This window comes from Pseudomonas sp. S10E 269 (genome assembly GCF_002798465.1).
Lineage (GTDB): Bacteria > Pseudomonadota > Gammaproteobacteria > Pseudomonadales > Pseudomonadaceae > Aquipseudomonas > Aquipseudomonas pergaminensis.
This window is the reverse complement of sequence record NZ_PHIJ01000001.1, coordinates 5,881,252-5,907,606: the sequence shown is the minus strand read 5'-3', so window position 1 is coordinate 5,907,606 and position 26,355 is coordinate 5,881,252. Positions and strand designations below refer to the sequence as shown.

The following is a 26,355-nucleotide window of genomic DNA, read 5'->3' as shown; positions in this document are numbered from 1 at the left end:
CTTCGAGTGCCCTTCATGAAACGCAAAATGCCCGGTCTCAATGCCCTCAAGGCCTTCGAAGTGGCCGGCAGTACCGGCAGTTTTACCCGGGCTGCCGAGCTGTTGAACGTGACCCAGAGTGCGGTCAGCCGCCAAGTGCGGCAGCTGGAAGAACAGCTGGGCGAGCACCTGCTGGAGCGGCGCCACCACCACCTGGAACTGACCAGCGCCGGTCGCGTATTGCTGCGCGCACTGCACCAATCGTTCGACAAGATCGAGCTGACGGTGCGCAGTATCCAGCAGAAAACCCACTCCAACCGCCTGCACATCAACGCACCACCGACCTTCACCAGCCGCTGGTTGATGCCGCGCCTGGGGCGTCTGCGCGAGGCTCATCCCGAGCTGGAGTTGAGCATCACCACGTGCCTGCAGGACAGCTTGGCGCAGACCAGCACCCTCGATTGCGCGATTCGTTTTGGCAATGGTGAGTGGGATGGGTTGGACAGTTCGCTGTTGATTCAGGAGCGGCACATTGCGGTGTGTGCGCCGTCGCTGTATGCCCGTGAGTGCAGTGATGGGGTGGACCTCAATCGCATGACGTTGCTGCATGTGTTGGCCAGTGAGGACCAGCGGTACCTCACTTGGAAGCACTGGCTGGACGCGGCGCGTATTCAGGGCGTGGACACGCAGGGGGGGTATGAATTCGATTTGTTGGACCTGGCGATACGCGCGGCTACCGATGGGTTGGGGATTACGATTGCCGACTGGCATATGGTGGCGGCGGAGTTGGCGGCTGGGCAGTTGACTCAGGTGCTGAATGTGCATGTGGAGGGGCATCAGTCGTATTGGTTGGTGACCCGGCCGGAGCAGACGGATATGCCGCAGTTGCAGGTGTTTGGGCAGTGGTTGCAGGAGGAGATTTGGTTGGCGCAGCGGCAGTTGGAGCCTTCTACGGCGGTTAGCTGATGGGGGTTGGGGGGGTGGGGTGTTGGTAGTGATTGAGTACATATCCGTTATTTGGGTAACGGCTGCTTATGGTTCCGCCCTTACGGCGGCTCACTTTGGAAAAGCCCCAAAGTAAGCAAAGGGCTCTTGCCCCAACACTCGGCACCTCGCTTAGGCTCGGTGTGCCCGTAATCCGACAGTGATTTGGGGGGCCGCCGCCACGCGCCATCCATGGCGCGGGGCGGCTAAACCGGCATCCCTGCCGGTTTACCCCCCAAATCCCTGTCGAATTCCGGCCAGCGTGTTTGACGGGGCGCCTAAGATCAAAAGCCAGATCAAGATCAAGATCAAGATCAAGAGCGGCTCGCTTCGCATCGTGGGTACGCGGCTCCTACATGCGGAGTTTTAACCGGTGCAACGTCACAACTTGATTTTGATCTGTGCGCACAATCCGCCTTCTGCGCGGTTGCTCAAGGTTAGGGAGCCTCCGATGGCCACGGCCAGTTGTTGCGCAATTGCCAGGCCCAGGCCGGTGCCGCCGGTGCCGCGATTACGTGAGCTTTCCACGCGGTAGAACGGTTGCATGACCTGCACCAGTTCGTCCTCGGCAATGCCGGGGCCGTTGTCCAGGACCTTGATTGACAGTTCGCCCTCGGCCGTCGAGCCGACTTCCAATTGTGCGGCACCGGCGAATTTGAGGGCGTTGTCCACCAGGTTGACCAGCACCCGCCGCAGGGCGTGGGGGCGGGTGTCGATTACCACGGCGCTTTTGCCGCTGAGGCTGACCTGTTTGTGCATGTCCTGGTAGTCGAATACCAGGCTGTCGAGGAAGGCGTCGAGGTTGAGGCGGTGGCTGGCTTCGGTGGCGCCGTGGACGCTGCGCGCGTAGGCCACGCCTTCGCGCACCAGGTGTTCCATCTCGCCCAGGTCGCTCCAGAGTTTGTCGCGTTCGGCGCAGTCGTCCATGAGTTCGGCGCGCAGTTTCATGCGGGTGATCGGGGTTTGCAGGTCATGGGAAATCGCCGCCAGGATCTGCATGCGTTCCTTGAGGTATTCGGCGATGCGCTGTTGCATGGCGTTGAACGCGACGGCGGCGTGGGCCACTTCGGTGGGGCCTTTTTCGTCCAGCGGCGTGGGGTGGGCATTTGGGTCGAGGGTTTCCACGGCGCGGGCCAGGCGGGTCAGTGGGCGGATGGCCAGGCGCACGGCGAACCAGGTGCAGCCCAGCAGCAGCGCCAGTTGCAGCACCAGCACCACCGGCAGCCAGTACGCGACGGGCAGGGCGGCGGGACGTACGTCGAGGGTGACCGGGCTGCCATCGGCCAGGGTCAGGTGTGCCTGGAAGTGCTTCTGCATACCGGGAATGTCGCGAAAGGTCAGCGCGTAGTGCTCGCCCAGCGCATCCGCGATCGAGGTGGCGGCCATGGGCATGTCGTCGCTGCGCATCGGCTCGCCGGTTTCGCCGGCATTGAGCAGGTAGCGGTAGTTCTGCCGGTCGAGGCGCGGCAGCCAGCTGGCGCGTTCGTTGGCGGGCAGTCGGTCGAGGATCGCCACCGAGGTGGCTACGTCGTTTTCCAGGTTGCCGAGCATGGCGGTACGCGCGCTGATGTAGCGCTCGTAGAACTGCGCACTGAACGACAGCCCATGGGCGCACACCAGGCTGATCAGGAAGATCAGCGTCAACTGCGATGCAAGGGTGCGCGGCCAACCTAATCTGAAGCTCATTGCTCGGCCCCGAGGATTTCCACCGGCAGGGAGAACACATAGCCCTCGCTGCGCACGGTCTTGATATACGCGGGTTCGCGGGCGTCATCCAGCAGGCGTTGGCGCAGACGGCTCACCAACAGGTCGATGGAGCGGTCGAACAAATCGGCATCGCGGCCTTGGGTCAGGTTGAGCAATTGGTCGCGGTTGAGCACGCGCTGGGGGTGGTCGAGGAACACCCGCAGCAGGCGGTATTCGGCGCCGCTCAGGGCCACCAGGGTGTCGTCTGCATCGAGCAGGTGGCGGGCGGTGGTGTCCAGGCGCCAGCGGCCGAAGCGGATCAGCCGGCCGGTCTCGCTCACCACCAGGTTCGGCGGCAGCATCCGCGTGCGGCGCAGCACCGCGTTGATACGTGCCAACAGTTCGCGGGCGGCGAAGGGTTTGACCAGGTAATCGTCGGCGCCCATTTCCAGGCCGATGATGCGGTCGGTTTCATCATTGCGTGCGGTGAGCATCAATACCGGCGTGGCTTTGTGCTTGCCCACCCGCAGCTCGCGACACAGCTGCAGACCGTCATCGCCGGGCATCATGATATCCAGCACGATCAGGTCCACCGGGGTGGTGTCGAGGAAGCTGCGCATCTGGCGGCCGTCGGCAACCACCGTGGTGCGCATGCCATTCTTCTTCAGGTAGTTGCCTACCAGCTCGCGGATATCCCGGTCGTCATCGACGATCAGGATGTGATCGACATGATCCATGCTGCCTTCCTCGTTAAATACGGATTGGGCCGCAGTCTAGCCACTGGCGACGGCCTTGCCTTGTGCCCTTTGTATTGCAGTGTATCTGGTGATAAGGAGATACACGACGAAGCAAAATTGCCGGCACGACAGGCTCTATTCCGCAGGGTTGCCGATAAACGGTTATGTACTAATGAATTTTTAATATTTCTAGTTATATGTGTCGCTGGGTAACGTCGCCGCTACTTTGTCTATCTCGCCGCCGGGAAATTGTTCACGAACCATCCCCACGGGCAGCCCACGCCGATCCTGACCTTGCCCCAGGGTGAAAAAGACCCGCTGTCGATCCGCGCCAAGGCCCTGGTATTTTCCGACCCGCGCTCGCTGCAACGTTCTCGGGAGCGTCGGGGCGGCGTATCGGCTGGTTTGAAGAAGCCGATGGTGGCACGTTGTTCCTGGATGAAATCGGCGACCTGCCATTGCCCCTGCAGGTGAAGTTGCTGCGAGTGTTGCAGGAACAGGAGGTGGTGGGCGTAGGCTCGCGCAAGCCGATCAAGATCAATATCCGCCTGGTGACCGCCACCAACATCGACCTGCGCACGGCGGATCTGCTGGGGATCACCCGCAACGCCATGCGCACGTTGCTGGTCAATCACGGCATGCTCAAGGGGCGTGCGAAGCCCTGAGCAGCAGCGACTCAAACACCTGTTGCACCTGCGGCTCATCGCTGTGGGCCACATTGAAACGCATCGAATCACGATGCCCCGGGTCGTTGCCGAACAGCACGCCCGGCGCCAGCACCATGCCCTGTTTCAACGCCGCCTGGGCGAGCAATTCACCGCTCACTCCCGGCGGCAAGCGCGCCCAGATGAACATCCCGCCCTCATAGCCCAGCGGCAGTTCGCAGCCGCACCGCTTGAGCCATTGCTCGACGCGCCCACCGGCCTCCATCAAACGTTGCACCGTACGCTTGCGGTGCTTGGCGTAGCTGCCTTCGCTGAGCATGCGGTAGACGATCTGTTCGAACAATTCCGAGGTCAAGCCGCCGCTCATCAGCTTCATGTTGGTGAGGTTGGCCGCCAGTTGCGGCGCGGCCACCACATAGCTGACGCGCGCATTGGCGCTGAGAATCTTGGAAAACCCCGACAGGTAGGTGACCTGGTCAAGGCCGGCGAGGGCGGCCAGCCGTGGTGCTGGGTTGGGGTGCAGGTCGCCGTAGAGGTCGTCCTCGACGATGTGGCACGCGTAGCGCTGGGTCAGTTGCAACAGTCGAAACGCCTGGCCCGGGCTGAAGGAATGGCCAGTCGGGTTCTGCAGGACGCTGGTGGTGAGGTACAGGCTGGGCCGGTGTTCGGCCAATAGCTGTTCGAGGGCCGTGAAGTCAAACCCGTCGGGACGGCGCTGGATCGTCACCACCTTGACCCCGTGCAGGGCCAGGTTGGCGTGGAAGTTGAAATAACACGGCGCATCCAGCAGCACCGTGTCGCCAGGCCGTGCCAGCAGGCGCATGAGCATGTCCAGGCCTTGCACGGTGTTGGGGGTGGTGATGATCTGCTCCACCGGCACCGACAGGCCTTCGCCGTGCAGCTTTTGTTGCAGGGTCTGGCGCAGCGGCAGCAGCCCGGCCGGTGTACCGAGCCCGGCGATGCGCAATGACGGCGCGCGCACCACGCTGCGCATGGCTTGGCGAATGGCGTCACTGTCCAGCCAGGCCTCGGGCAAGTGGCCGCCGCCGGGGCGCAGGTCGCCGGAGATCGTCGCGAGCGGGCGCCGCAGTACGCTGAGCAAGTCCTGGGGCAGTAAATTCACCCAGTTCGTGGTGGCCGTATGGGTGCGATCGATAGCCACGAAGTAGCCACGGCCCTGGCTGGAGGTGAGCAGGTGGCGCCCGCGCAGGCGGTCGAGGGCTTCATTCAGGGTGAACTTGCTTACGCCCAGCACCTGGGTCAGTTCGCGCACCGACGGCAACTTGCTGCCCGCAGCCCATTCGCCGTTTTCGATGGCCTGGCTGAACGCCTCGACAATCTGTTGCACCTTGGGGGTGCCCGCCACAAAGGCGATGGCCGATACGAACATGGGACTTCCTTATCTTTACAGGTGATTTTACCGGTGAAGTTCGGGCGGATTAGGCCTCACTTTACCTGCCTCGTGCAATGCCAAGTGCCTAGACTGCCCGCTCTCTTCCCCAGGTCTTCGGCCATGACAAGTGCGTTAACCCTCTCTTCGTTCCTCTACTTTCTGTTGTTTTGCGCCACCATGACGTTCAGCCCCGGCCCCATGACCCTGCTGCTGTTGAGCCTGGGCCTGCGCGACGGCCTGCGCAGCTCGATTCCCGCGCAGATCGGCGCCAGTGTGTCGTACCTGATTTCGATCCTGATCTTTGCCGTGGGCTTTTCCGAGCTGATCAAGGGCCACCCTGGTATCACCCAGGCCATCCAGGTGATCGGCGTCGCGTACATCCTCCACCTTGCCTACAAACAGTGGACCAGCAGCGGCGTAGTGATCGAACGGATCGGCCATGTGGAAGCGGCGCGCAGCTTGTTTGGCAAGGGCTTGCTGACGGGGTTTTCCAACCCCAAGACCCTCATCATGTTCAGCGCGGTATTCCCCCAGTTTGCCGGGACCGGTGAGCACGGTTCGAGGCTGGACGTCGCCATCCTCGGGCTGACCTTCCTGGTGCTGCAGTTCGCCAGCGGCTGCCTGTATTGCTATTTCGGCCAGCGCATCAAGCACGTGCTGGAAGACCCCAAGCGCCGTGTGCTGTTGCAGCGCATCACCGCCGTGATGCTGCTGGGCGTGGCGTTGATGCTGGCGCGGGGCTTTGCACACTGAGCGTTTTGAAGGCATGAGCGGTAGTGGCGAATTACTGGCCCCCTGATAGACTCCAGGCATTCACTCAGGATCTCACTCCGCCATGTCAGCTGCAGAAGGAAACGGACTTCCGCTCGCTTCACGGCTGTACAAATCCCGCACCCTCGGGTTGACGCTTGGATGTGTCTGCGTGGTGTTCGGGATGTATCCCCTAGACCCCGCCTGGTGGGTGTGGGCGTGGATGCTGATCAACGCGTTTGCCTGGCCGCACCTGGCTTATCAACTGTCCCTGCGCAGCGCCAACGCCCTGCGCAGCGAACGGCGCAACCTGCTGTTCGACTCGTTTTGCGGCGGGTTCTGGGTCGGCGCCATGCACTTCAACCCGCTGCCGAGCGTGACCACCTTGTCGATGATGACCATGAACAACGTGGCCATCGGCGGCCCGCGCTTCATGCTGGCGGGGTGGGTGGCGCAGGCGCTGGGCATCGGCGCGGCATTGTTGGTGTTCGCCCCGGCATTCATTGCCGTGACTACCCAGGCGCAGCTCTACGCCTGCTTGCCGATCCTGATGCTGTATCCGCTGGCCCTGGGCTGGATCTGCTACCGCCAGGCGGTGACCCTGGCGCGACACAAGCGCGAGCTGTTGGCGCTGAGCCGCACCGACAGCCTGTCCGGCCTGCTCAATCACGGTGCCTGGAAGGACCACCTGGAAATCGAGTTCCAGCGCTGCCGCCGTGGCTCGGCCGGCGCCGCCATCGCGTTGATCGACATCGATCACTTCAAGGTCATCAACGACACTTACGGCCATGTCACCGGCGATATTGTCCTGCGCCAACTGAGCAAAGTGCTGCGCCAGAACCTGCGCGCCACCGACCTGGCCGGGCGTTACGGTGGCGACGAGTTCTGCGTGATCCTGCCGGACATGGCCCTCAACCGAGCCACCGAAGTGATGGATGCGTTGCGCGACCGCTTCAACGCCCTGGCCTACGCCCAGGACCCGACCTTACGCGTCAGCCTGAGCATCGGCCTGGCGCCGTATCAACCGAACCATGCAGATTCGACAAGCTGGTTGAACGACGCCGACCAGGCCTTGTACGAGGCCAAGAGCAGCGGGCGAAACCGTGTGAGTTCCGTGCAGGGGAGTTGGTTGCGATCGATCTAGTGGGGTAGGGTGTGGCAGCCCCTCCAACAACAATCAAGGATCGGTTCATGCTCTTCACCTTCTCCCGCACCCTCCTGGCCGCCACCCTGGCCGTGTCCTTCGCCGTGCCGGCCTACAGCGCCGAACCCCATAAACAGATCCAGGCACAATCCGAACAGTACAAGGCCGACGCCCTGAAACTGCTGGAGCGCCTGGTGAATATCGACTCGGGTTCTGGCTATGAGCCGGGCCTGACGCAAGTGCGCGACATTGCCGTCGATGAGCTGAAACAGCTGGGCTTCTCCATCGAGCTGGTGCCGGACAAAGCGGCCAACAACAGTCACGTGGTGGCCACCCTCAAAGGCACCGGCAAGGCCAGGATCCTGCTGATGGCGCACATGGACACGGTGTTCAAGGAAGGCTCGGCCGCCGAGCGCCCGTTCCATATCAAGGACGGTCGCGCCTATGGCCCGGGCGTGATGGATGACAAGGGCGGCATCGTCGCCGGCATCTACGCGCTCAAAGTCCTCAAGGACCAAGGCTTCAAGGACTACGCGCAGATCACCTTCCTGCTCGACGCCAGCGAAGAAACCGGCTCCGACGCCGCCTCCGAACTGATCCGCAAAACTGCCAAGGCCCACGACGTCACCCTCAACCTCGAACCCGGCCGGCCCGCCGACGGCCTGGTGGTATGGCGCAAAGGCAGCGCCACCGCCGTGGTCGAGGTCAAAGGCAAAGCCGCCCACGCGGGCGTCGCCCCGGAACTCGGCCGCAACGCCGCCATGGAAGCGGCGCACCAGATCCTGCAACTGGGCAAACTGGGCGACGAAGAGAAGAAAACCACCATCAACTTCACCGTCATCAAGGCCGGCGACCGCACCAACGTCATCCCCGACCAAGCCACCGCCAAGGCCGACGTACGCGCGGCCTTGCCAGAAGAATTTGACCGCATCGAGAAAGACCTGGCCCGCGTATCGGCCAATAAACTGATCCCCGAGACAGAAGTGAAGACCACCCTGCAGCGCGGTCTGCCACCGATGCCACAGACGCCGGAGTCGGACAAATTGGTCGCGATTGCCCAGGACATTTATGGTGAATTGGGTAAGACGTTGACGATTGAAGGCAGTGGTGGCGCGGCGGATGCGAGTTTGTCAGCCGGGGTAGGGACGCCGACGTTGGATGGGTTCGGGATTGTTGGCGGGAATATCCATACCCCGGAGGAGTATGCGGAGGTGGAGAGCGTCGCGCCGCGGGTTTATTTGCTGAGTCGGATGATTATGGAGCTTTCGAAGCGGTGATTTTTCGCTGAATGACACCCTTTTGTAGTGAGCAGGCTTGCCCTGCGTTGGGCTGCGCAGCAGCCCCAAAATCAGACAATGCCGGTTCACCTGAGAACACCCATCGCCTGGATTGGGGCCGCTTCGCGGCCCAACGCGAGCAAGCGAGGGGTGGTACTAAGTTGAATGGTCTTCAATGCTTGCTATTTGTGGTAATACTATTCAGTTCCTACGTTATTTTTTATGTAATTCTGTCTCGTTTCGGTAACTCTTGAGACGTTCAAGCAGTACTGCCATGAATGCTCTTTTGTTAGTTATCTCGTCTTCAAAGTATGTGTCAAATAGATAAAAGATAGATTCAAAATCTTCCTCTTTCGATAGGTAATACTCAATGGTTTCTATAAACCAAACCTGCTCATCCTCCTTGTATGAGAGGAATTCCGGTTTGGTTAAAATGTCGAATAACTCTGAAAGTTCAGCTTTGCTATTTACATTTTTTGAAGTTATGACTTCTTCTCTTTCTAGATCTTTGGTGTTTTCTGTGCTGTAAGTAAATAATAAGCCTTGCAATATCGCAAGGTCTGGTTTTCTTTTCATCTGTCGAATTCCGTATAGGCTGTGATTGGTTTTCCATCTGTGTTTAAATGCACAACTGCTTTAGTTTGCTTTCCATATTCTAGTCCTTCTCTTTTATATCCTTCGCCGATAATTTTCCCCATATCCATAGGTCTTGAGGTTTCTGCTCGGCCATTGAGTTTAAATATCAGAATAGCTCGCTCAATTGCATTAAATTGATCTCTGTGACTAAGAAAGTGCGTGGCAGCACTTGGTGGTCTTGGTGTGCCTGCTCTTCTTCCTCTGTCAAAGATCTCGATCTCGCCAGTAGTCGGATTTCTAGCCGTTGTTACCCGCTCAAGTTGGGACGCCAATGAGGTTTGAGCCCCATGTTTTTCCAAGAAGTGTGCTCCTGGAATTGATGTCTCAAGCTCCGCTAATCGTCGATGAATGTTTGACTCAGCCAACTCATCAATTCTTGTTTGACGCTCAGCGCGCGTTAGTTGTGGTAAAGCAGGCTCTCCGTCATTGACGTTTAGCGCAGAGCTTTGAGAAATGGCGCCTTGCTTGCAACCATCTCCGCCTGGGCATGTACTCAAGCCTAGCGGATCTATCCACCCCGTAGGGTTGGGCGCGTACTGGTAGGCGTTGATCCCACCCGCCAATTTCACCGGGTCTGGCGTGAGGTAACGACCAACATCCGGATTGTAGTAGCGATGGCGGTTGTAATGCAGCCCGCTCTCTTGATCGAAATACTGGCCCTGGAAGCGCAGCGGATTGTCGACTTTTCCTATGTCGAGACGGCTGATTTCGCCATACGCGCGGTAATGCGCGGACCAGACGATTTCGCCATCTGGAGCGGTGAGTTCCTGTGGGGTGCCGAGGTGGTCGAGTTGGTAGTGGTAGGCCTTGGTTTCCTTTGGGCCGAAGCCTTCCAGCAGGGCCAGCGGGCGGAAGCTGTCCGGTTCGTAGAGGTAGCTGCGGTGGCGGTTCGCGTGGTGCTCGGCGATGAGTTTGTCGCCCTGCCAGAAGAACTCGGTCGTTATGTCATCAACGGTTTTGCTGATGCGGCGGCCAAATGGGTCGTAGCGGTAGCTGGCGGTTTGGCCGTTGGGCGTCTTAACGCCGATCAGCCGATGCTGGCAGTCGTAGCGGTATTCAGTAACGAGTTGATGGCCTTTGCCGCGTCGTTCGCGGATGAGGTTGCCGAAGGCGTCGTAGTCGTAGTGGTGGTCGCCCTGGATCATCAGGCGGTTGCCGGCGATGATGTCGGGGCCGGGGCGGTTTTGCATGAGCAGGTTGCCAGCGGGGTCGTGGCCGAAGCGTTCTTGCTCGTCTTGGGAGTGGTCGGCGCGGGTGAGGCGGCTTAGGGGGTCGTAGTGGTAGCGGTGATCGCCTTTGCGGGTGTCGAGCAGGCGGGTGAGGTTGCCGGATTTGTCGTAGTCGTAATGACGGCGGTATAGCGGGCCTTCGGCGTCGTTGATGCTCTGGGTGAACAGGCGTCCCTGGTGGTCGTGTTGGTAGTGGCTGAGCAGTTGGCCTTGTTGGCGTTGCTGTTCGCGACCCGCAGTAAAGAGGTGCGAGGTGAGTACTGCGCCGTTCAGTTCGACGGTGGCGAGGTGACCGCCTTTGTCGTGATTAAAGGTGAGGCGGTTGTTGTCCGGCAGGCGCAGGTTTTGCAGGTGGCCGCAGGCGTCGTAGCCGTAGCGCAGGGTGCCCCAGCCTTGGTGTTCGGCGGTGAGGCGGTTTTGAGCGTCGTATTCGTAGGCCAGGGCCCAGTGGCCGTCTTCGACGCTTAGGAGATTGCCCTGGCGGTCGTAGGCGTAATCAACCTTGTTGCCATCAGGCAGGGTTTTTCTTACGAGCCGACCGGCATGGTCGCGCTCGTAGCGGGTAACGAGCTGACTGCCGTCATCGCCGTGTTCGGTCTTTTCCTGCAGGTTGCCGTTGAGGTCGTAGACGTAAGCCGTGCGCTGACCGTCAAACCCGGTTTCCTGTTGGATCAGGCCATTGGCGTGATACTGGAGTCGGTAGGTTTCGCCAACCTCGTTTTCGATCTCGGTCAGCAACAAACGCGCGTTGTCGTAACGGTATTTGACCTGGCTGCCATCGGCATTGATGCGGCGGCTGATCAGGTGCAGGCCGTCGGCGTATTCGTAGCGGGTGACGTGGCCGAGTTCATCGCGCTCGGCGGTTATTTTTCCGTAGGGGTTGTAGCTGTATTCCCGTGTGGCACCGCCGGGCTGAGTCAGTTTAAGCAAGCGGCCTGCTGCGTCCCATTGATACTGGGTCAGCGCTCCATGCTCGTCCTCACGCGCTACTCGCCGTCCAAGATCGTCATAGCGATAGCGCTTGAATCCCCCATTCGGCAACTGCTCCTCAAGCAACTGCCCACGCTCATTCCAAACCAGCCGATGACAGCTGTGATCGGGCAGCAAAACCTGCGTCAGTTGTCCTCGTTTGTTGTAGCTGTACTCAGTCGAATTGCCGTCAGGATCGACCTTGCGAACAACATCGCCCCGGTCATTGCGCTCATACTTCCAAACCGCTTCACCCCGGCGCACAACCCGTACGAACCCGTTGTCATGCTCGTAGGTCGTTGGCTCATCGTCCCCCGGAAACAACGCCACCAAACGTCCGGCTTCGTCGTACTGGTACGCCGTGATTGCGCCCAGCGGATCCTGCTCAACCGTCAGCCGCCCGTTGTCATCGTAGGACTTGAAGTGCTCGGCCCCGTCCGGATCCACCCGCTGCACCAGCCGTGCGCGCTGGTCATGCACGTAGACTTCCTGGCTGCCATCGGCGTTAAACACCGTGACCTGCCCGTTGTCGTCCCAGGCATAGCGCGTGTCCATCTGCGAAAAGCTCGCCCAATGCCGAACACACCGCGCCGCCTTGCCAGCCCGTTCCCACTCCCAGTAGAAACTCGCCCCACCGGCCAGGCCGCGCTCAAGAATGACGTGCTGATCGTCGTACCGATAAACCTCGCTTTCGCCGACAGCGTTAGTCGCTGAAATCAGTCGGCCAAGGTCGTCATAGGCGTAGGAAACAACCGTCTGTTCCGTCACCCAAACATACGGACCCTCGTCCACGATGCGTTGAATTTGGTAGTCCACCGCCGCAATGCGGCCTGACGCGTAGCGCAACAACAGCGAGCGCCCCACACCGTTATCGAGCCGCTCAATACGCCCCAGAAAATCCCGGGCAATACGCAGCCGGTTGTCATACGCGTCGCTGATCGCTGTCAGCACACCGTCGCGGAAGTGGTAGAAGCGTGACGCCTGAGCCAGCACCAGTTCATCGGGCAACGACCCCAAATAGATCGCCGCTTCAGCCAGGCTATTGGTGATTGCGGGACGAGAAACGGAAGGCAAGGGCAGGGTGGTCGAGCGATTTTCATGATCGGTCCACACCACCGAATCACCGGAAACACTCAGCCGATGGGCCAGCGAGTGGCTCCAGCCAAACCCCAGCCCGCAATCCATTTCTACCGCGCTGGTGCGGTACAACCGGGTCCACTCAAACGGCAAAATGCCGTCCAACGCCCCATCGGTGAGGGTCAGCAGTTCTTCGCCCGTGACCATCGACACCGGGCAGCCGTTGGTGGCGGTCTTGTCCGAAGGCGCGGCCGCATCCCCAGCCGGATTCTTCGCAACAGCCGGCACGTCATCCACAGGCTCTTGCCGCACCAACACCGTCCGTTGCGTGGTCTTGTCCCGGACCACCGACACCGGGTTGGAAACCAACTGATCCCCAGCCTTCAACGGCGCATCTGGAATCACCTTGATCGGTGTCCCCGCGCTCCCCAGCAACAACGGTTTGGCCGCTTCGACATGCGCTTCCAACCGAGGTCCGACCAGGTGATCGGCCAGCCTCTCCAACCACTGGCGTGCCCGGCCAGACTTGATATGACTCATCACCTGGGCACCCAGGCGCACCGTCACACCCATTGCCCCCATGGCCCTTATCAGCAACAGGCCGATCAACACCTCGCCGGTGATTTCCCCCATCACCTCGTTCATTTCTTGCGGCGGCAACATCCGTATCCAGCTGGATATCGCCGACACATAAATAAACATCAGCGGCTCATCGCTGAGTACCAGCAGGCCGCGGGCAATCGAGTCTTTGCCGAGTTTCAGCAGTTCATCCAATTCGGTTTGGGAGATGTACCGCAGCAACGTCTCACTGTGGGTCTGGATATCCGCCAGCAGGTCGAACAATTGCGTGAAATTGTCCCAAACGCTGTAAAGCGCCTTACCCATTCCGTAAAGAAACGCCTTCTCCAGCATCCTGCGCTGATCAAGTGGGTTGGCGTCTGTGTAGTCCTTCCACTGGGCCTTGAAGGTGCTCTCCCACTCTTCGCGCAGGCGCACTTCCAATGCATCAATCACCGATTGATAAGAGGCATACAGCGCCTTGATGTGGTCCTTGGAAACATTGGGGTAGAAGTTGACCCGGTAGCGCTGGTCGCGCTCACACTCGTCGATGTCGAGAATGCCGCTCGGGCCGATGGTCTTGTGGATCGGCTCGCCCAGTGGGCCGCCGTTGAGGTCGACGCGCTGCAACACCACCGGCGTGTTGCCGATGGGTACAAATCGCGTGCTTTGGAACATGTGCACCAGGGTCAGCTTGCCGTTGGCCTGGCAAGTCGCGACGGTGCTGCTCGGGAACAGGGAGCGGTTGATCGGCGCTACCAGCGCCACTTCATCCCCCACCTTGAAGACCTGTTCGATATCCAGCGCGGAAAAGCTCCAGAAGCTTTCCGCCCAGTCATCAAAGGTGTTCAGGCATTCCCGGAAATCGCGAAAGACGCTCTCGACATCGACCGTCTTCACATCCATTGGGGTCAGGGCCAGCCTGCCAATGGCCGGGTTCAAGAACCCGCTCCAATCAGAAAATCCATCTGCAATCCCTCGCGCTGTGTAGTCAGGCGAGGGACTTTGCGGACCTTTTCAGGGGAGGGGAGTAGAGCTTATCCGGCCGTTACGTGGGAAGTTTCGACAACTTTTGTCTTCTCCCGCCCCAGCACCAGGCTGCACAGCGCGGGCAGGAACAACAGCGTCAACACCGTGCCCACCAGCACGCCGCCAATCAGCACATAGGCCAGGGACGACCAGAACACCGACAGCGTCAACGGAATGAACGCCAGTGCCGCCGCCAACGCGGTCAGGATCACCGGCCGCGCACGCCGCACCGTGGCTTCAATGATCGCCTCGCGGATCGCCATGCCGTGGTCCTGGTTCTGTCGGATCTGGTCGGTGAAGATCAGCGTGTTGCGCATCAGTATTCCGCCAATGCCGATCAAGCCCAGGATCGCGTTGAACCCGAATGGCTGGTTGAACAGCAACAAGGTCGGCACCGCACCGATCAACCCCAGCGGTGCAGTGGCAAAGACCATGAACATCACGCCGAACGAGCGCACCTGGAACATGATCACCGTAAGGGTCAGCAGGATCATGATCGGGAACAGTGCCGCCAGGGCGACGTTGGCCTTGGCGCTTTCTTCCACCGGGCCGCCGATGTCGATCTGGTACCCGGCGGGCAGCTTGGCGATCAGCGGCTGCAGGTCCTTGAACACGGCCATCTCCACGTCGGGCGGTTGCACGCCGTCGATGATGTCGGCGCGCACTTCCACGGTGGTCGCACGATTGCGGCGCTTGAGGATCGGTTCTTCCATCACCGCCTGGAAATGCCCGACCTGGGCCAGCGGTACCGAGGTGCCGGCACTGTTGGTGAGGGTCATGTTATTGAGGTTGCCGAGGTCCTCGCGCTGGCTACCCTGGGCGCGGGCGACCACAGAGACGGTACGGTTGCCCTCGCGCACTTCGGTGATCGGGTTGCCGCTGAGCAGGGCATTAAGCTGCGACTTCACCTCATTGGGGGTGAAGCCCAGCAAGCGCAGGCGATCTTGATCCAGCACCAGGCGATAAGCGCTGGTGCGCTCGCCCCAATCGAGGAAGGCATCCTTGGTCAGCGTGTTGGCGGCGACGACTTTGCGCACGTCTTCGGACACGCTGCGCAGCACATCCACATTCGGGCCAGAAACGCGGAACACCACCGGGAACGGCACGGGCGGACCGAACAGCAGTTGCGTCACGCGCACCCGCGCCGAAGGAAACTCACCGGCGGCGATGCGTTCACGCATGCGCAGTTTCAACGCGTCGCGAGCGTGGGAGTCCGGGGTTTGCACGATCAGTTTGGCGAACGCCGGGTCGGGCAGTTCGGGGTTCAGCGACAGGAAAAAGCGCGGCGCACCGCCGCCCACATAGGTGTCGACCAGGGTGGTTTGCGGCTCCTGCAGCAGCGCTTTTTCCAGTTGCGCGGCCACCGCCTCAGTGCTTTTGAAGGCGCTGCCGGGCGGCATGTACACCTCAAGAATCAGCTCGGAACGGTCGGAGTTGGGGAAGAACTGCTTCTTCACCACGCCCATGCCCAACCCACACAGTACAAACGCGGCCACCACCAACCCGGTCACCAGCCAACGCTTGCGCACGCAAGCTTCGACCAGCGTGCGCAGTTTCTGGTAGTAGCGCCCGGCGTAGATCGCATCATGGCCGCCGGGGACCGGCTTGATCTGTGGCAGCAGTTTCACACCCAGGTACGGCGTGAAGACCACGGCCACCAGCCACGATGAAATCAGCGCAAAACCGACGATCCAGAAGATATTGCCGGCATATTCACCCGCTCCGGACCGTGCAAAACCCACCGGCAGAAAGCCGATGATGGTGACCAGCGTGCCGGTGAGCATCGGCGCCGCCGTGGAGCTCCAGGCGAAGGTGGCCGCGTGGATGCGGTCGAAGCCTTCCTCCAGCTTCACCACCATCATCTCGATGGCGATAATCGCGTCATCCACCAGCAAGCCCAGGGATATGATCAGCGCGCCCAAGGTAATGCGGTCGAATTCACGCCCGGTGAGCAGCATGATTACAAACACCACCGACAAGGTCAGCGGCACCGCAGCAGCCACCACCAGCCCAACGCGAAAACCCAGGGCCAACAGGCTGATCACCATCACCACCGCCAGGGCGACGAAGAACTTAAGCATGAACTCGTTCACCGCCAGGCTGATGTTTTTCGCCTGGTCGGAGACCTTGGCGAAGTTCACGCCCAGCGGCAGGTCCGCCTGGATCCTGGCTTCCTGGGCCTTGAGGCTCTTGTCCAGGTCGAGGCCGTTCCAGTGTTTCTCCATGATCACGCCGAGCATCAACGCCGGGTCGCCCTGGTGACGGATGCGGTAGCTCGGCGGGTCTTCATAACCCCGGCTGACGGTGGCCACATCGGCGATGCGCAACACGCGGCCATTGACTTCCAGCGGCACGTTCTCAATCAGCGACAGGCTGTCGAACGCGCCGTCGATACGGATGTAGGCGCGAGCTCCGCCGGTCTCGACAAAGCCCGACGGCGCCACGGCATTCTGTGCGGCGAGGGCGGCAAAGATCTGGTCCGGCTTGATGCCCAGGGTCGCCAGGCGCTCATAGGAAAACTCGACAAACACGCGCTGGGCTTGCTCGCCAAGGATATTGACCTTCTTCACCCCCGGCAGGTTGAGGAAGTCCTGGCGCAGCGCTTCGGCCATCTGCACTTGTTGCCGATGCGGCAAGTGTTCGGCCTCCAGGGCGTACAGGGCGAAATACACATCGGAATATTCATCGTTGAAGAACGGCCCGACCACCCCCTTGGGCAGTTTGGCGGCTTCGTCGCTCAGCTTTTTGCGGGTCTGGTAGAACAGGTCCTGGATTTCGCTGGGGCGCGTGGACTCCTTGTAGGTCATGCGCATCGACACGAAGCCCGGCTGGGCGATGGTCTCGACGCGGTCGTAGTAGTCCAGCTCCTGCAGGCGTTTTTCCAGGCGGTCGGCCACCTGTTCCTGCATTTCCTGGGCGGTGGCGCCGGGCCAGGCGGCGGTGATGGTCATCACCTTGACGGTAAAGGACGGGTCTTCGGCGCGCCCGAGTTTGCCGAACGAGAAGATCCCGGCGGCAAGGATCGCAATGATCAGGAACAACGTGACCGCGCGATGCTTGACCGCCAGTTCAGAGAGGTTGATACCGCGCATGCTCAATTGTCCTGTTTGCGGTTGAGGGCCAGTGCTTGCGCGGGCAGCAGGCGCACCGCATCACCGCTGTGCAACAGGTGTGCGCCGAGGGCCACGATCACCTGGCCGGGGCTTACGCCGCTGTCGAGCAAGGCGTCTTCCTGGCCGAGGCTGGCAACTTTCACCGGGGCGAAACTGACCTTGTCGTCCGCGCCGATCAGCCAGACGCCGGTACCTTGTCCCGCATCCTGCAAGGCGCCGATGGGCACTCGGGTCTGCTGCGCCTGGCCGTTGCCTTGCAGGCGCACGGTGATGGTCGAGCCGAGGGCGAAACGGTCGACCGCGCCATGCAACACGTAGCGGGCGCGGTAGGTGCGGGTGGTCGGGTCGGCGCTGGCGGACAGCTCGCGCAGGGTGGCGGGCACCGCCTGGTCCGGGGCGCCGAAGGGGAAGGCCAGGGCTTTTTGCGACGCCAGGTCGCGTTGGTTTTCCGGCAGGTTGACGATGGCTTCGCGGGCGCCGTCATGGGCCAGGCGCGCGACGATCTGCCCTTCGGCAACCACCTGGCCACGGTCTGCGCGTACGTCCGTGATGATGCCGTCGCCATCGGCCTTGAGGATCGAATAGGTGCGGCGGTTTTCGATCTGGCTGGCGTCGGATTGCGCCGAGGCCAGTTCGGCTTCGGCGACGCGCAGGTTGGTGGCCGACTGGTCGAAGATCTGCCGCGACACGGCGCCGGTGTTGGCCAGGCGCTGGTAGCGATTTTCGTCGTCACGGCGCTGGCGCAGTTGCGCCTGGGCGGCGTTGACGCGGTTCTTGGCTGAGCGCAGTGCCAGTTCGAAGTCGCCGATGTCGAGCACCAGCAAGGTGTCGCCACGGGACACGTGCTGGCCGGGGTCGACTTTACGTTCGATGACCTTGCCGCTGACCCGAAAGCCCAGGTCGCTTTCGGTACGCGCAGCGACCACGCCGGTATAGGCACTTTGCTGGGTGCCGGCGGCTTCGACTTTGGCGGCAAGGACCGGGCGCGGCAGGGGCACATCGGCGGCGGTGTCGGCCTTACTGTTGCAACCATTGAGGATGATCAACAAAGCCAGGGGCGTGAGAAGACGCAAGGGAAAAGGGTGCATGGCGGGCTCCGGGGGGTAACCATTGGGCAAAAAATTATGGACATAATTTTTTACGCATATTATGGTCGAAATATAAATTAATCCAGCCCCCCGGATGCTTCCCATGACAAACGCCCCGGTCCCATCGCGAAGCCTGTTGTGTTTACTGGTGGCCCTGACGGCACTGGGTGAGGTCTCGACCCAATTGATCATCCCCGGTCTCGGCGCCATCGAGCAGGCACTGGCCGCGCCGGCGGGATCGGCCCTTATGGCGCTATCGGCGTTTGTGGCGGCGTTCGGCCTCGGGCAGTTGCTGTTCGGCCCGCTGTCGGATCGCGTTGGCCGACGCCCGGTGCTCATCGGCGGCCTCGCGCTGTATGTGCTGGCGACGTTGTCGATGCTGCTGGTGCAGGACATCCACCAGTTCATTGCAGCGCGCGTGTTGCAAGGCCTGGGCGCCTGCGCCGCGCTGGTATTGGCGCGCACGGTGGTACGGGACGTGTGGAAGGCCGAAGCGGGGCCGGCGCTGGCGCTGACCATGATCGGCATGCTCTACGCCATCGTGGTGGCGCCGATGGTCGGCGGCTTGCTGATCAAACTGCTGGGCTGGCGTGCGCCGATCCTCCTGGCGCTGGCGATTGGCAGTGTGGTGCTGCTGCTGGCGTTGCTGTTCTTTCGCGAGAGCAACCATTACCTCGATCCCAAGGCCGGTCACTGGCGCACCCTTGGCGGCCAATACCTGGACCTGCTCAAGGGCCGCCAATACCGCGCGTTCGCCGTGGCCCTGGCGTGCACCTATGGCGCCATGTTTGCAGTGATCGCCGGTTCGTCGGCGGTGTTCATCAACCTGCTGGGCTTCACCAGCCTTGAGTACGGCATCAATTTCGGCCTGATTGTGTCGATGCTGATCGTCGGTTCCACCTACACCCGGCGCACTATCCTGCGCCTGGGCCCGCAGCGGATTGTGGCGATGGGCGTGACGATGGTGGCCATGGGCGGGGTGTCAGCCGTGGTCATCTTTGAGCTGTTCGGCCTGTCGGTACTCGGCCTGGATATCCCGATCGCCCTGGTCACCCTCGGCGGCGGGCTGGTCCTGCCCGGCTCGGTCACCGGAGGGGTCATGCCCAACGCGCACCGCGCCGGTCTGGCGGCTGGGTTGATGGGCTTTGCGCAGATGTTCGGTGCGACTTGCAGCGGTGTGTTGCTGAGCCAATTGCGCGATGGCAGCGCCGCGCCGATGATTATTATCCAGGCCTGCTTTGCGGTGACGGCGTTTGTGGCTTTTCACCTGTTGCGTCAGCGTCAGGTCAAGGGATTGTCCTATACGTAGGACGATCCAGGCTGCTTTTGCCGGCTAGTGCTCACCGGTCGGCCGCCTTATGGTGTACGCACTTTGGAGGTACACCATGAAAAAGCTTATCGGCATCTACACCAGCCCCCGCGCCCACTGGGTCGGCGATGGCTTCCCGGTGCGCACGCTGTTTTCCTACGACGCCATGGGCAAGCACATCAGTCCATTCCTGTTGCTGGACCACGCAGGCCCGGCGGATTTCACCCCGACCGAACAACGTCGCGGCGTTGGCCAACACCCTCATCGCGGCTTTGAAACCGTGACCATCGTCTACGACGGTGAAGTCGAACACCGCGACTCCACCGGCGCCGGCGGCACCATCGGTCCTGGCGACGTGCAATGGATGACCGCCGCCAAGGGCATCCTCCACGAGGAGTTCCATTCCGCAGCCTTCGCCCGCAGCGGTGGGGCGCTGGAGATGGTGCAACTGTGGGTCAACCTGCCGGCCAAGGACAAAATGGCCGACGCCGGCTACCAGACGATCGTCGACGGCGACATCCCGGTATTGCCCTTGGCCAACGACGCCGGGCAACTGCGGCTGATTGCCGGCGAGTTCGCCGGTACCCGGGGCCCGGCCCGAACGTTTACGCCCATCGACGTGTGGGACCTGCGCCTCAACGCCGGCAAGCCCGTCACCCTGGACCTGCACGAGGGGCGCAACACCGCCCTGGTGATCCTGCGCGGCACGGTGCTGGTCAATGGCGAGGAAGTCGCGCGCCAAGGCCAATTGGCGTTGTTCGAGCGTGATGGCCGCCAGCTCACACTGCAAGCCAATGATGACGCCAAGGTGTTGCTGCTCAGTGGTGAGCCGATCGACGAGCCTATCGTTGGGCATGGGCCGTTCGTGATGAACACCGAGCAGGAGATTCATCAGGCGTTTGCCGATTTCCACTCGGGCAAGTTCGGGCAGATGCACGCCTGACGACCCGCTGCAAAACCCTGTGGGAGCTGGCTTGCCGGCGATAGCATCAGCGCGGTGTAACGCATACACCGAGGCGCCTGCATCGCAGGCAAGCCAGCTCCCACATTTTGTTTCCAGCGTTCTCATTTCATGCGATCTTCCCGTCATTGCCCCTGGAGTCGCCTGGATGCCCTCACTTATCGCTGATCACCCGATGTTGTGCGCCCTGGCGCTGATTTTTATCGACATCGCCGTGTGGCGTCTTATTTCCGTCAACCTCGCCAATTGGAAGCTGGCCGCGCGGTTGGTGATCTTTGCCGTGTTCAGTGCCGTGCTGTTCAACGACGGCATGAACCCCATGCAACTCGCGCCCTATGCGGACAACACCGCCTTGCACCTGGCGGCGACGGCGTTGCAGATCGGCTGGTGGCTGTTCGCGGCGCGAACGCTGACGGTATTGCTGGGTGCGGTAATGATGCAGCGGGTCGGGCACACCGGGCGGTTATTGCAGGACCTGATGGGGGCGGTGATCTTCCTGATCGCGATCATTGCCGCCATGGCCTATGTGCTCGACTTGCCGGTCAAAGGCGTGCTCGCCACCTCCGGTGCGGTGGCGATCATCGTCGGCCTGGCGCTGCAAAGCACCCTGAGCGACGTATTTTCCGGGATCGTGCTCAACACCACCAAGCCCTATCAGCTCGATGACTGGATCTCCATCGATGGCACCGAAGGCCGGGTGACGGACATCGACTGGCGCGCCACGCGCCTGCAAACCTCCCAGGGCAGCATGGCGGTGATCCCCAATTCCCTGGCGGCCAAGGCCAAGATCGTCAACTTCTCGCGCCCGGCAGATATGTTCGGCCTGACGGTCAGCCTGCAGGTCAGCCCCCACGCGCGGCCACAGACAGTTATCGAGGCCTTGGAGCGGGCGATGCAGGGGTGTCGACCGCTGCTGGCCAAGCCGGCACCCAGCGTGGCGTTCAAGACCTCGGCCAGTGGCGGCGTCGAGTATGAAATCAGCGGATTCGTGCCAGCCATGACCCTCAAGCGTGAGGTGCGCAACCAACTGTACGACCTGGCCTTCCGTCACCTGCAAGCGGCGGGCGTCGGCTTGCTGTCAGCGACTGAAAGCAGTGCGCCACCGAGCATGTCTGCCGCGCGCGCGTTGCTGGAGCGGTCGTCGATTTTCTCCACCCTGCGCCAGGAAGAAAAAGACACCTTCAGCCAGAACATGACCCTGCACACCTACCGCGCGGGCGAGATGATCCTGCCGGCGGGGGAGGTCAGCGATCATTTGTTCATTGTTGAGTCCGGTGTGGTCTCGGTGATGCTGACCAAGGGCGGGCACACGTTCGAGGCCGGGCGCATGGGGCCGGGAGAGGTGATCGGCGAGGCGGGCATTCTGTCGGACCAGGCGGCGCTGGCGGATTTCACCGCGAAGACGTTCTGTTCCCTGTACCGCATCGAGAAGGAATACTTGAAGCCGTGCCTGGATGCGCGGCACGACATCAGCGAAGCCATGAAGAGTTTGCTGGATTTCCGCCTGCACGCCGCGCAGGCGTTGACCCAGGAAGCACCGGTGGTGCCGGTGAAGAAGGGCTTCCTGCAGTGGCTGCGCCAGCGCGGTCGTTGAGGGCTGAAGCCGACTAACCTGCGTTTTTCGCACGTTACCCCACGCAATAAATCGTTTGTCCAACGGCTGGCCGATGACAAAACTGCAGGTCACTCGGATAACAACAACGTTGGGCAAACCACATGCAACTCGAGCGCAATTTTTTCAACGGTCAATTTGTCGAACCTGCCAGCGATGCACTGATCGCGGTCTACAACCCCGCCACCGAAGCCTTGGTGGGCCACGTCAGCGCCGCCACGCCGGATGAAGCGGTTGCTGCCGTCGACGCCGCCGCCATTGCCCAGAAAACCTGGGGCAAACTCACCAGCATCGAACGCGCCGAGCACCTGCGTGCATTCGCCGATGCGCTGGATGCCTGCGCCGAAGCCATTGGCACCGCGTTGGCCAACGAATCCGGCAAGAGTGTCAGCGATGGCAGCAACGAGGCGCGCTACGCCGCACAGATCACCCGCTACCACGCCGAATGGGCGCGCCGGATCGAAGGCGAGATCATCCCCAGCGATACCCCGGACGAAAACCTGTTCCTGCAACGCGAGCCGATTGGCGTCGTGGCCTGCCTGATCCCGTTCAATTACCCGGTCTACACCCTGCTGCGCAAGATCGCCCCGGCGCTGATCGCAGGTAACACCGTGGTGGTGCGGCCGAGCAACAACACGCCGCTGTCGGCGTTTGAAATTGCCAAGGCCGTGGTCCAGGCCGGGGTGCCAGCCGGCGTGATCAACATCCTGACCATGGACCACGCCACCGCCGCCAGCGTCTGCACCCACAAGGCCGTCGGCCTGATTACCCTCACCGGTAGCGTGAATGCCGGGCGCATCGTGCTGGACTACTGCAAGGCCAATATCGCCAAGCCGTCGCTTGAATTAGGCGGCAAGACCCCGGCGATCATCGAGGCGGATGCCAACCTGGAACAGGCCGCCAGCGCCATCGTCGCCTCCAAGACCACCCACTGCGGCCAACTGTGCACGGCGGTGGAGCGGGTGTATGTGCATGAAAGCGTCTACGCGCCGTTCCTGGCGCTGCTGAAAAGCAAGATCAGCGCGGTGAAGTTCGGCGATCGCGCCAGCGACGAAAACCTGATGGGCCCCCTGGTCAATGCCAGCGCGCAACAGCATATCCATGCCATGGTCGAGCGCGCCGTGGCCGCCGGTGCTGTACTGGAAGCAGGTGGCGTGCTGCCCGAAGGCCCGGGCCATTTCTACCCGCCGACCCTGCTGAGCGGTTGCCGCCAGGACATGGAAATCATCCAGGAAGAAATCTTCGGCCCGGTGCTGCCGGTGCTCAAGTACCGCGACATCGACGAAGCACTGGCCATGGCCAACGACCACCAGTTCGGGCTGTCGTCGGTGCTCTACACCGAGAACTACCGCACGGCGATGAAAGTGGCGAATGCCATCGAAGCTGGCGAGTTGTACGTCAACCGCACCCCGGCGGACCCTTACCAGGGCTTCCATGCCGGTTGGAAACGCTCAGGGCTGGGCGGCGATGACGGTAAGCACGGGATGCTTGAGTTCACCCAGACCCGCCTGGTGGTCATGAAGTACTGATCCACGAATACCCGCAACATCCTTAATAAAAACAATTATCGGGGCACCCGTGCATCGGGTGCCTGAGGTCCGAATGATGTCCAAGCCTGCACCTGTTGCCCAGGTTCCCGCTGCCGTGCCTGCGGCAAACAGCGACACAGCCAGTCGCTATTTCCAATTGATGTTGCTGGTGCTGGCCGCCGGGGCGATCTACCCGATCCTCTATCTGCGCCAGGTCTACCAGACCACCATGCTCGACGTGTTCCACATCAACCACAGCGAGCTGGGCTACCTGTACTCCATGCTCGGCACGATCTTCCTGCTCAGTTACCTGCCCAGCGGTTGGCTGGCGGACCGCTTGCCGCCGCGCTTCCTGATCTTCTTCTCGCTGGTCGCCACCGGCGCCTTGGGCCTGTGGTATTCCACCGTGCCGTCGATGACCGGCCTGATGATTATCTTCGGCTGCTGGGGCCTGACCACCGGCCTGACGTTCTGGGCCTCGGTGCTCAAGCGCGTGAAGATGATCGCCCACCACAGCGAGCAAGGCCGTTTCTTTGGCATCCTCGATGGCGGTCGCGGGCTGGTCGAGGCGCTGTTGGCCACCGTGGCCCTGGGGCTGTTCGCCTACGCCACCGAGACCCGCAGCCAGACGGCTGCCGAAGGCTTCAAGCACGTGGTCTACCTGTACTCCTTCGTGTGCATCGCCATCGGCTGCGCGCTGGTGCTGCTCAAGGACCCCAAGTCCATGGCCGAGACGGCGGTGGTGGAGAAGGGCAAGTTCAACCTGGTCGCTGACCTGACCACCCTGGTGAAAATCCCCGAGCTGTGGCTGGTGACCGCCATCGTGTTCTGCGGTTACCACATGTTCTGGGCCACCTACAGCTTCTCCGATTACCTGCAGGGTAGCGGCATGACCGCCGTGATGGCCGGCACCATCACCACCATCAAGCTGTGGATGCGCCCCATCGGCGGCATCGGCGGCGGCTGGCTGGGGGATAAGTTCTCGAACATCTCGGTGTTGATCGTCGCACTGGTGCTGGTGACCCTGGCCATGGTCGGGCTGATCGTGTTCCCGGCACTCAACAGCCTGGGCCTGCTGATCGGCACGGTGATCTTCATCGGCCTGATGACCTACGCGATCCGTGGCCTGTACTGGGCGATCCTCGACAGCTGCGACATCCCGCTGCGTATCACCGGCCTGGCCATCGGCATTGTCTCGGTGGTGGGTTACCTGCCCGACACCTTTATCCCGCTGATCAACGGCTACCTGACCGACACCTACCCAGGCAAGGCCGGCTACAACCTGTATTTCGGCTACATCGCCTTTATCGGCGTGCTCGGCACCCTTGCGGCCTTGACCCTGCGCGCCCGAATCAATCGTAAAAAGTTCAACCAGACAGGTGCCTGAGATGAAAGTCGTCGCCCTTGAAACCCATATCGTCGCTGTTCCGCCACCCCATATCGGTGGCATGTACTGGCTGTTCGTCAAACTCAAGACCGACTGCGGCATCGAAGGCGTTGGCGAGATCTACGCTGCCACCTTCGGCCCCAAGGCCATGCTGCCGATCATCGAGGACGTGTTCGAGCGTTACCTGCTCAACCACGACCCGCACCATATCGAGCGTTTCTTTCGCCAGGCGTATTCGAGCGGCTTCACCCAACGCCCGGACCTGACCATGATGGGCGTGGTCAGCGGCCTGGAAATGGCCTGCTGGGACATTATCGGCAAGGCCGCCAACAAGCCCGTCTACGAGCTGCTCGGCGGCAAGGTCAACGAGCGCCTGCGTTCCTACACCTACCTGTACCCGGTCAACAGCAAGGGCGAGTACGACTACGACGACCCGGACCTGGCCGCCGAGTGCGCCATCGAGAACATGAACAAAGGCTTCACCGCCGTGAAGTTCGACCCGGCAGGCCCGTACACCGCGTATTCCGGCCACCAGATCTCGCTGGAAGTGCTGGAGCGCTGCGAGACGTTCTGCCGCAAGATCCGCGAAGCGGTGGGCGACAAGTGCGACCTGCTGTTCGGCACCCATGGGCAGATGGTGCCGTCGTCGGCGATCCGCCTGGCCAAGCGCTTGGAGAAGTACGACCCGCTGTGGTTCGAAGAGCCCGTGCCGCCCGGCCAGGAAGACGCCATGGCCCAGGTCGCGGCCAAGACCAGCATCCCGATTGCCACCGGCGAACGCCTGACCACCAAGTATGAATTCTTCAAGCTGCTGCAGGCGGGCGGTGCGTCGATCCTGCAGATGAACGTGGCGCGCTGTGGCGGGCTGCTGGAGGCCAAGAAGATCGCGAGCATGGCCGAGGCCTACTACGCGCAAATCGCGCCGCACTTGTACAACGGGCCGATTGGCGCGGCGGCGAGTTTCCAACTGGCCACCTGCACGCCGAACTTCCTGATCCAGGAAAGCATCATGACCTGGGGCGGTTTCCATGCCGAAGTCCTGACCAAGCCGCTGCACTGGGAGGACGGCTACATCATCCCGTCCACCGAGCCAGGCCTGGGCGTGGAACTGAACATGGACGTGGTGCGCAAGCACACGCCGTACACCGGTGAGCGCCTGCACCTGCAAATGGCGCCGACCCCGGCTGACGTGAAAGACACTTCGCCCGCCAAGGGCTAAAAAAAACGACTGATGCGGTAACCG

The 26,355-nt window shown here is 61.6% G+C and carries 17 protein-coding genes and 1 pseudogene; 11 read left to right on the top strand and 7 right to left on the bottom strand.

The genetic code is table 11. From position 1 onward, the window contains the following. Nucleotides 1-15: 15 nt before the first annotated feature. Nucleotides 16-945 (top strand): LysR substrate-binding domain-containing protein, encoded by a 930-nt coding sequence (locus CWC48_RS27420; RefSeq protein WP_078048216.1) that lies wholly within the window; start codon nucleotides 16-18, stop codon nucleotides 943-945. 399 nt (nucleotides 946-1,344) lie between these two features. Here the strand turns inward: CWC48_RS27420 and CWC48_RS27415 are convergent, their stop codons facing one another. Beyond that, nucleotides 1,345-2,649 carry an ATP-binding protein gene (locus CWC48_RS27415; protein WP_100490879.1) on the bottom strand — a complete coding sequence of 435 codons (1,305 nt, stop codon included), beginning with the start codon at nucleotides 2,647-2,649 and terminating at the stop codon, nucleotides 1,345-1,347. After that, nucleotides 2,646-3,386 (bottom strand): response regulator, encoded by a 741-nt coding sequence (locus CWC48_RS27410; RefSeq protein ID WP_100490878.1) that lies wholly within the window; start codon nucleotides 3,384-3,386, stop codon nucleotides 2,646-2,648. Before CWC48_RS27410 ends, CWC48_RS27415 begins: the two co-directional genes overlap by 4 nt. 249 nt (nucleotides 3,387-3,635) lie before the next feature. Here CWC48_RS27410 and CWC48_RS30720 point away from each other — a divergent pair. Then, a pseudogene (locus CWC48_RS30720) lies at nucleotides 3,636-3,970 on the top strand (sigma 54-interacting transcriptional regulator); the annotation flags it as partial. A 58-nt stretch (nucleotides 3,971-4,028) separates the two neighbouring features. Here CWC48_RS30720 and CWC48_RS27400 read toward each other — a convergent pair. Next, nucleotides 4,029-5,441 carry a PLP-dependent aminotransferase family protein gene (locus CWC48_RS27400; RefSeq protein WP_100490877.1) on the bottom strand — a complete coding sequence of 471 codons (1,413 nt, stop codon included), beginning with the start codon at nucleotides 5,439-5,441 and terminating at the stop codon, nucleotides 4,029-4,031. A gap of 123 nt (nucleotides 5,442-5,564) precedes the next feature. Between CWC48_RS27400 and CWC48_RS27395 the strand changes: the two genes are divergently transcribed. The 3 genes from CWC48_RS27395 to CWC48_RS27385 all read left to right on the top strand — a co-directional run bounded on the left by CWC48_RS27395 (nucleotide 5,565) and on the right by CWC48_RS27385 (nucleotide 8,615). Then, entirely contained in the window at nucleotides 5,565-6,197 is a 633-nt protein-coding gene (locus CWC48_RS27395) for a LysE family translocator (protein ID WP_078048220.1), read from the top strand. 82 nt (nucleotides 6,198-6,279) lie between these two features. Then, nucleotides 6,280-7,338 carry a diguanylate cyclase gene (locus CWC48_RS27390; RefSeq protein ID WP_100490876.1) on the top strand — a complete coding sequence of 353 codons (1,059 nt, stop codon included), beginning with the start codon at nucleotides 6,280-6,282 and terminating at the stop codon, nucleotides 7,336-7,338. Nucleotides 7,339-7,385: 47 nt separating this feature from the next. Then, on the top strand, nucleotides 7,386-8,615 hold the full coding sequence (locus CWC48_RS27385; RefSeq protein WP_100490875.1) for a M20/M25/M40 family metallo-hydrolase: 1,230 nt from the start codon (nucleotides 7,386-7,388) through the stop codon (nucleotides 8,613-8,615). Nucleotides 8,616-8,828: 213 nt separating this feature from the next. Here the strand turns inward: CWC48_RS27385 and CWC48_RS27380 are convergent, their stop codons facing one another. The 4 genes from CWC48_RS27380 to CWC48_RS27365 all read right to left on the bottom strand — a co-directional run bounded on the left by CWC48_RS27380 (nucleotide 8,829) and on the right by CWC48_RS27365 (nucleotide 18,314). Next, a complete protein-coding gene (locus CWC48_RS27380; RefSeq protein WP_100490874.1) occupies nucleotides 8,829-9,191 on the bottom strand; it encodes a hypothetical protein in 363 nt (120 codons plus the stop codon). Continuing rightward, nucleotides 9,188-13,990 (bottom strand): RHS repeat-associated core domain-containing protein, encoded by a 4,803-nt coding sequence (locus tag CWC48_RS27375; RefSeq protein ID WP_100492474.1) that lies wholly within the window; start codon nucleotides 13,988-13,990, stop codon nucleotides 9,188-9,190. Before CWC48_RS27375 ends, CWC48_RS27380 begins: the two co-directional genes overlap by 4 nt. 131 nt (nucleotides 13,991-14,121) lie before the next feature. Continuing rightward, complete coding sequence (locus tag CWC48_RS27370; RefSeq protein WP_100490873.1) at nucleotides 14,122-17,205, bottom strand: efflux RND transporter permease subunit; 3,084 nt, start codon at nucleotides 17,203-17,205, stop codon at nucleotides 14,122-14,124. Between the two features lie 2 nt (nucleotides 17,206-17,207). Next, entirely contained in the window at nucleotides 17,208-18,314 is a 1,107-nt protein-coding gene (locus CWC48_RS27365) for an efflux RND transporter periplasmic adaptor subunit (RefSeq protein ID WP_100490872.1), read from the bottom strand. Nucleotides 18,315-18,417: 103 nt separating this feature from the next. On the opposite strand from CWC48_RS27365, the gene CWC48_RS27360 reads away from it, so the two are divergent. From CWC48_RS27360 to CWC48_RS27330, 6 genes are all read left to right on the top strand, one after another. Next, nucleotides 18,418-19,623 carry a multidrug effflux MFS transporter gene (locus CWC48_RS27360; protein WP_100490871.1) on the top strand — a complete coding sequence of 402 codons (1,206 nt, stop codon included), beginning with the start codon at nucleotides 18,418-18,420 and terminating at the stop codon, nucleotides 19,621-19,623. A 76-nt stretch (nucleotides 19,624-19,699) separates the two neighbouring features. Beyond that, nucleotides 19,700-20,566, top strand: a complete 867-nt coding sequence (locus tag CWC48_RS27355; protein ID WP_099491270.1) for a pirin family protein — start codon at nucleotides 19,700-19,702, stop codon at nucleotides 20,564-20,566. Between the two features lie 166 nt (nucleotides 20,567-20,732). After that, nucleotides 20,733-22,178, top strand: coding sequence for a mechanosensitive ion channel domain-containing protein (locus tag CWC48_RS27345; protein ID WP_078048230.1), 1,446 nt, complete (start codon nucleotides 20,733-20,735; stop codon nucleotides 22,176-22,178). Nucleotides 22,179-22,300: 122 nt separating this feature from the next. Continuing rightward, on the top strand, nucleotides 22,301-23,725 hold the full coding sequence (gene aldA, locus CWC48_RS27340) for an aldehyde dehydrogenase (RefSeq protein WP_100490870.1): 1,425 nt from the start codon (nucleotides 22,301-22,303) through the stop codon (nucleotides 23,723-23,725). A 76-nt stretch (nucleotides 23,726-23,801) separates the two neighbouring features. Next, complete coding sequence (locus tag CWC48_RS27335) at nucleotides 23,802-25,112, top strand: nitrate/nitrite transporter (RefSeq protein ID WP_100492473.1); 1,311 nt, start codon at nucleotides 23,802-23,804, stop codon at nucleotides 25,110-25,112. A 1-nt stretch (nucleotide 25,113) separates the two neighbouring features. Beyond that, nucleotides 25,114-26,331: a mandelate racemase/muconate lactonizing enzyme family protein gene (locus CWC48_RS27330; RefSeq protein WP_100490869.1), complete on the top strand. Its 1,218-nt coding sequence runs from the start codon at nucleotides 25,114-25,116 to the stop codon at nucleotides 26,329-26,331. The last annotated feature ends 24 nt before the right edge of the window (nucleotides 26,332-26,355 follow it).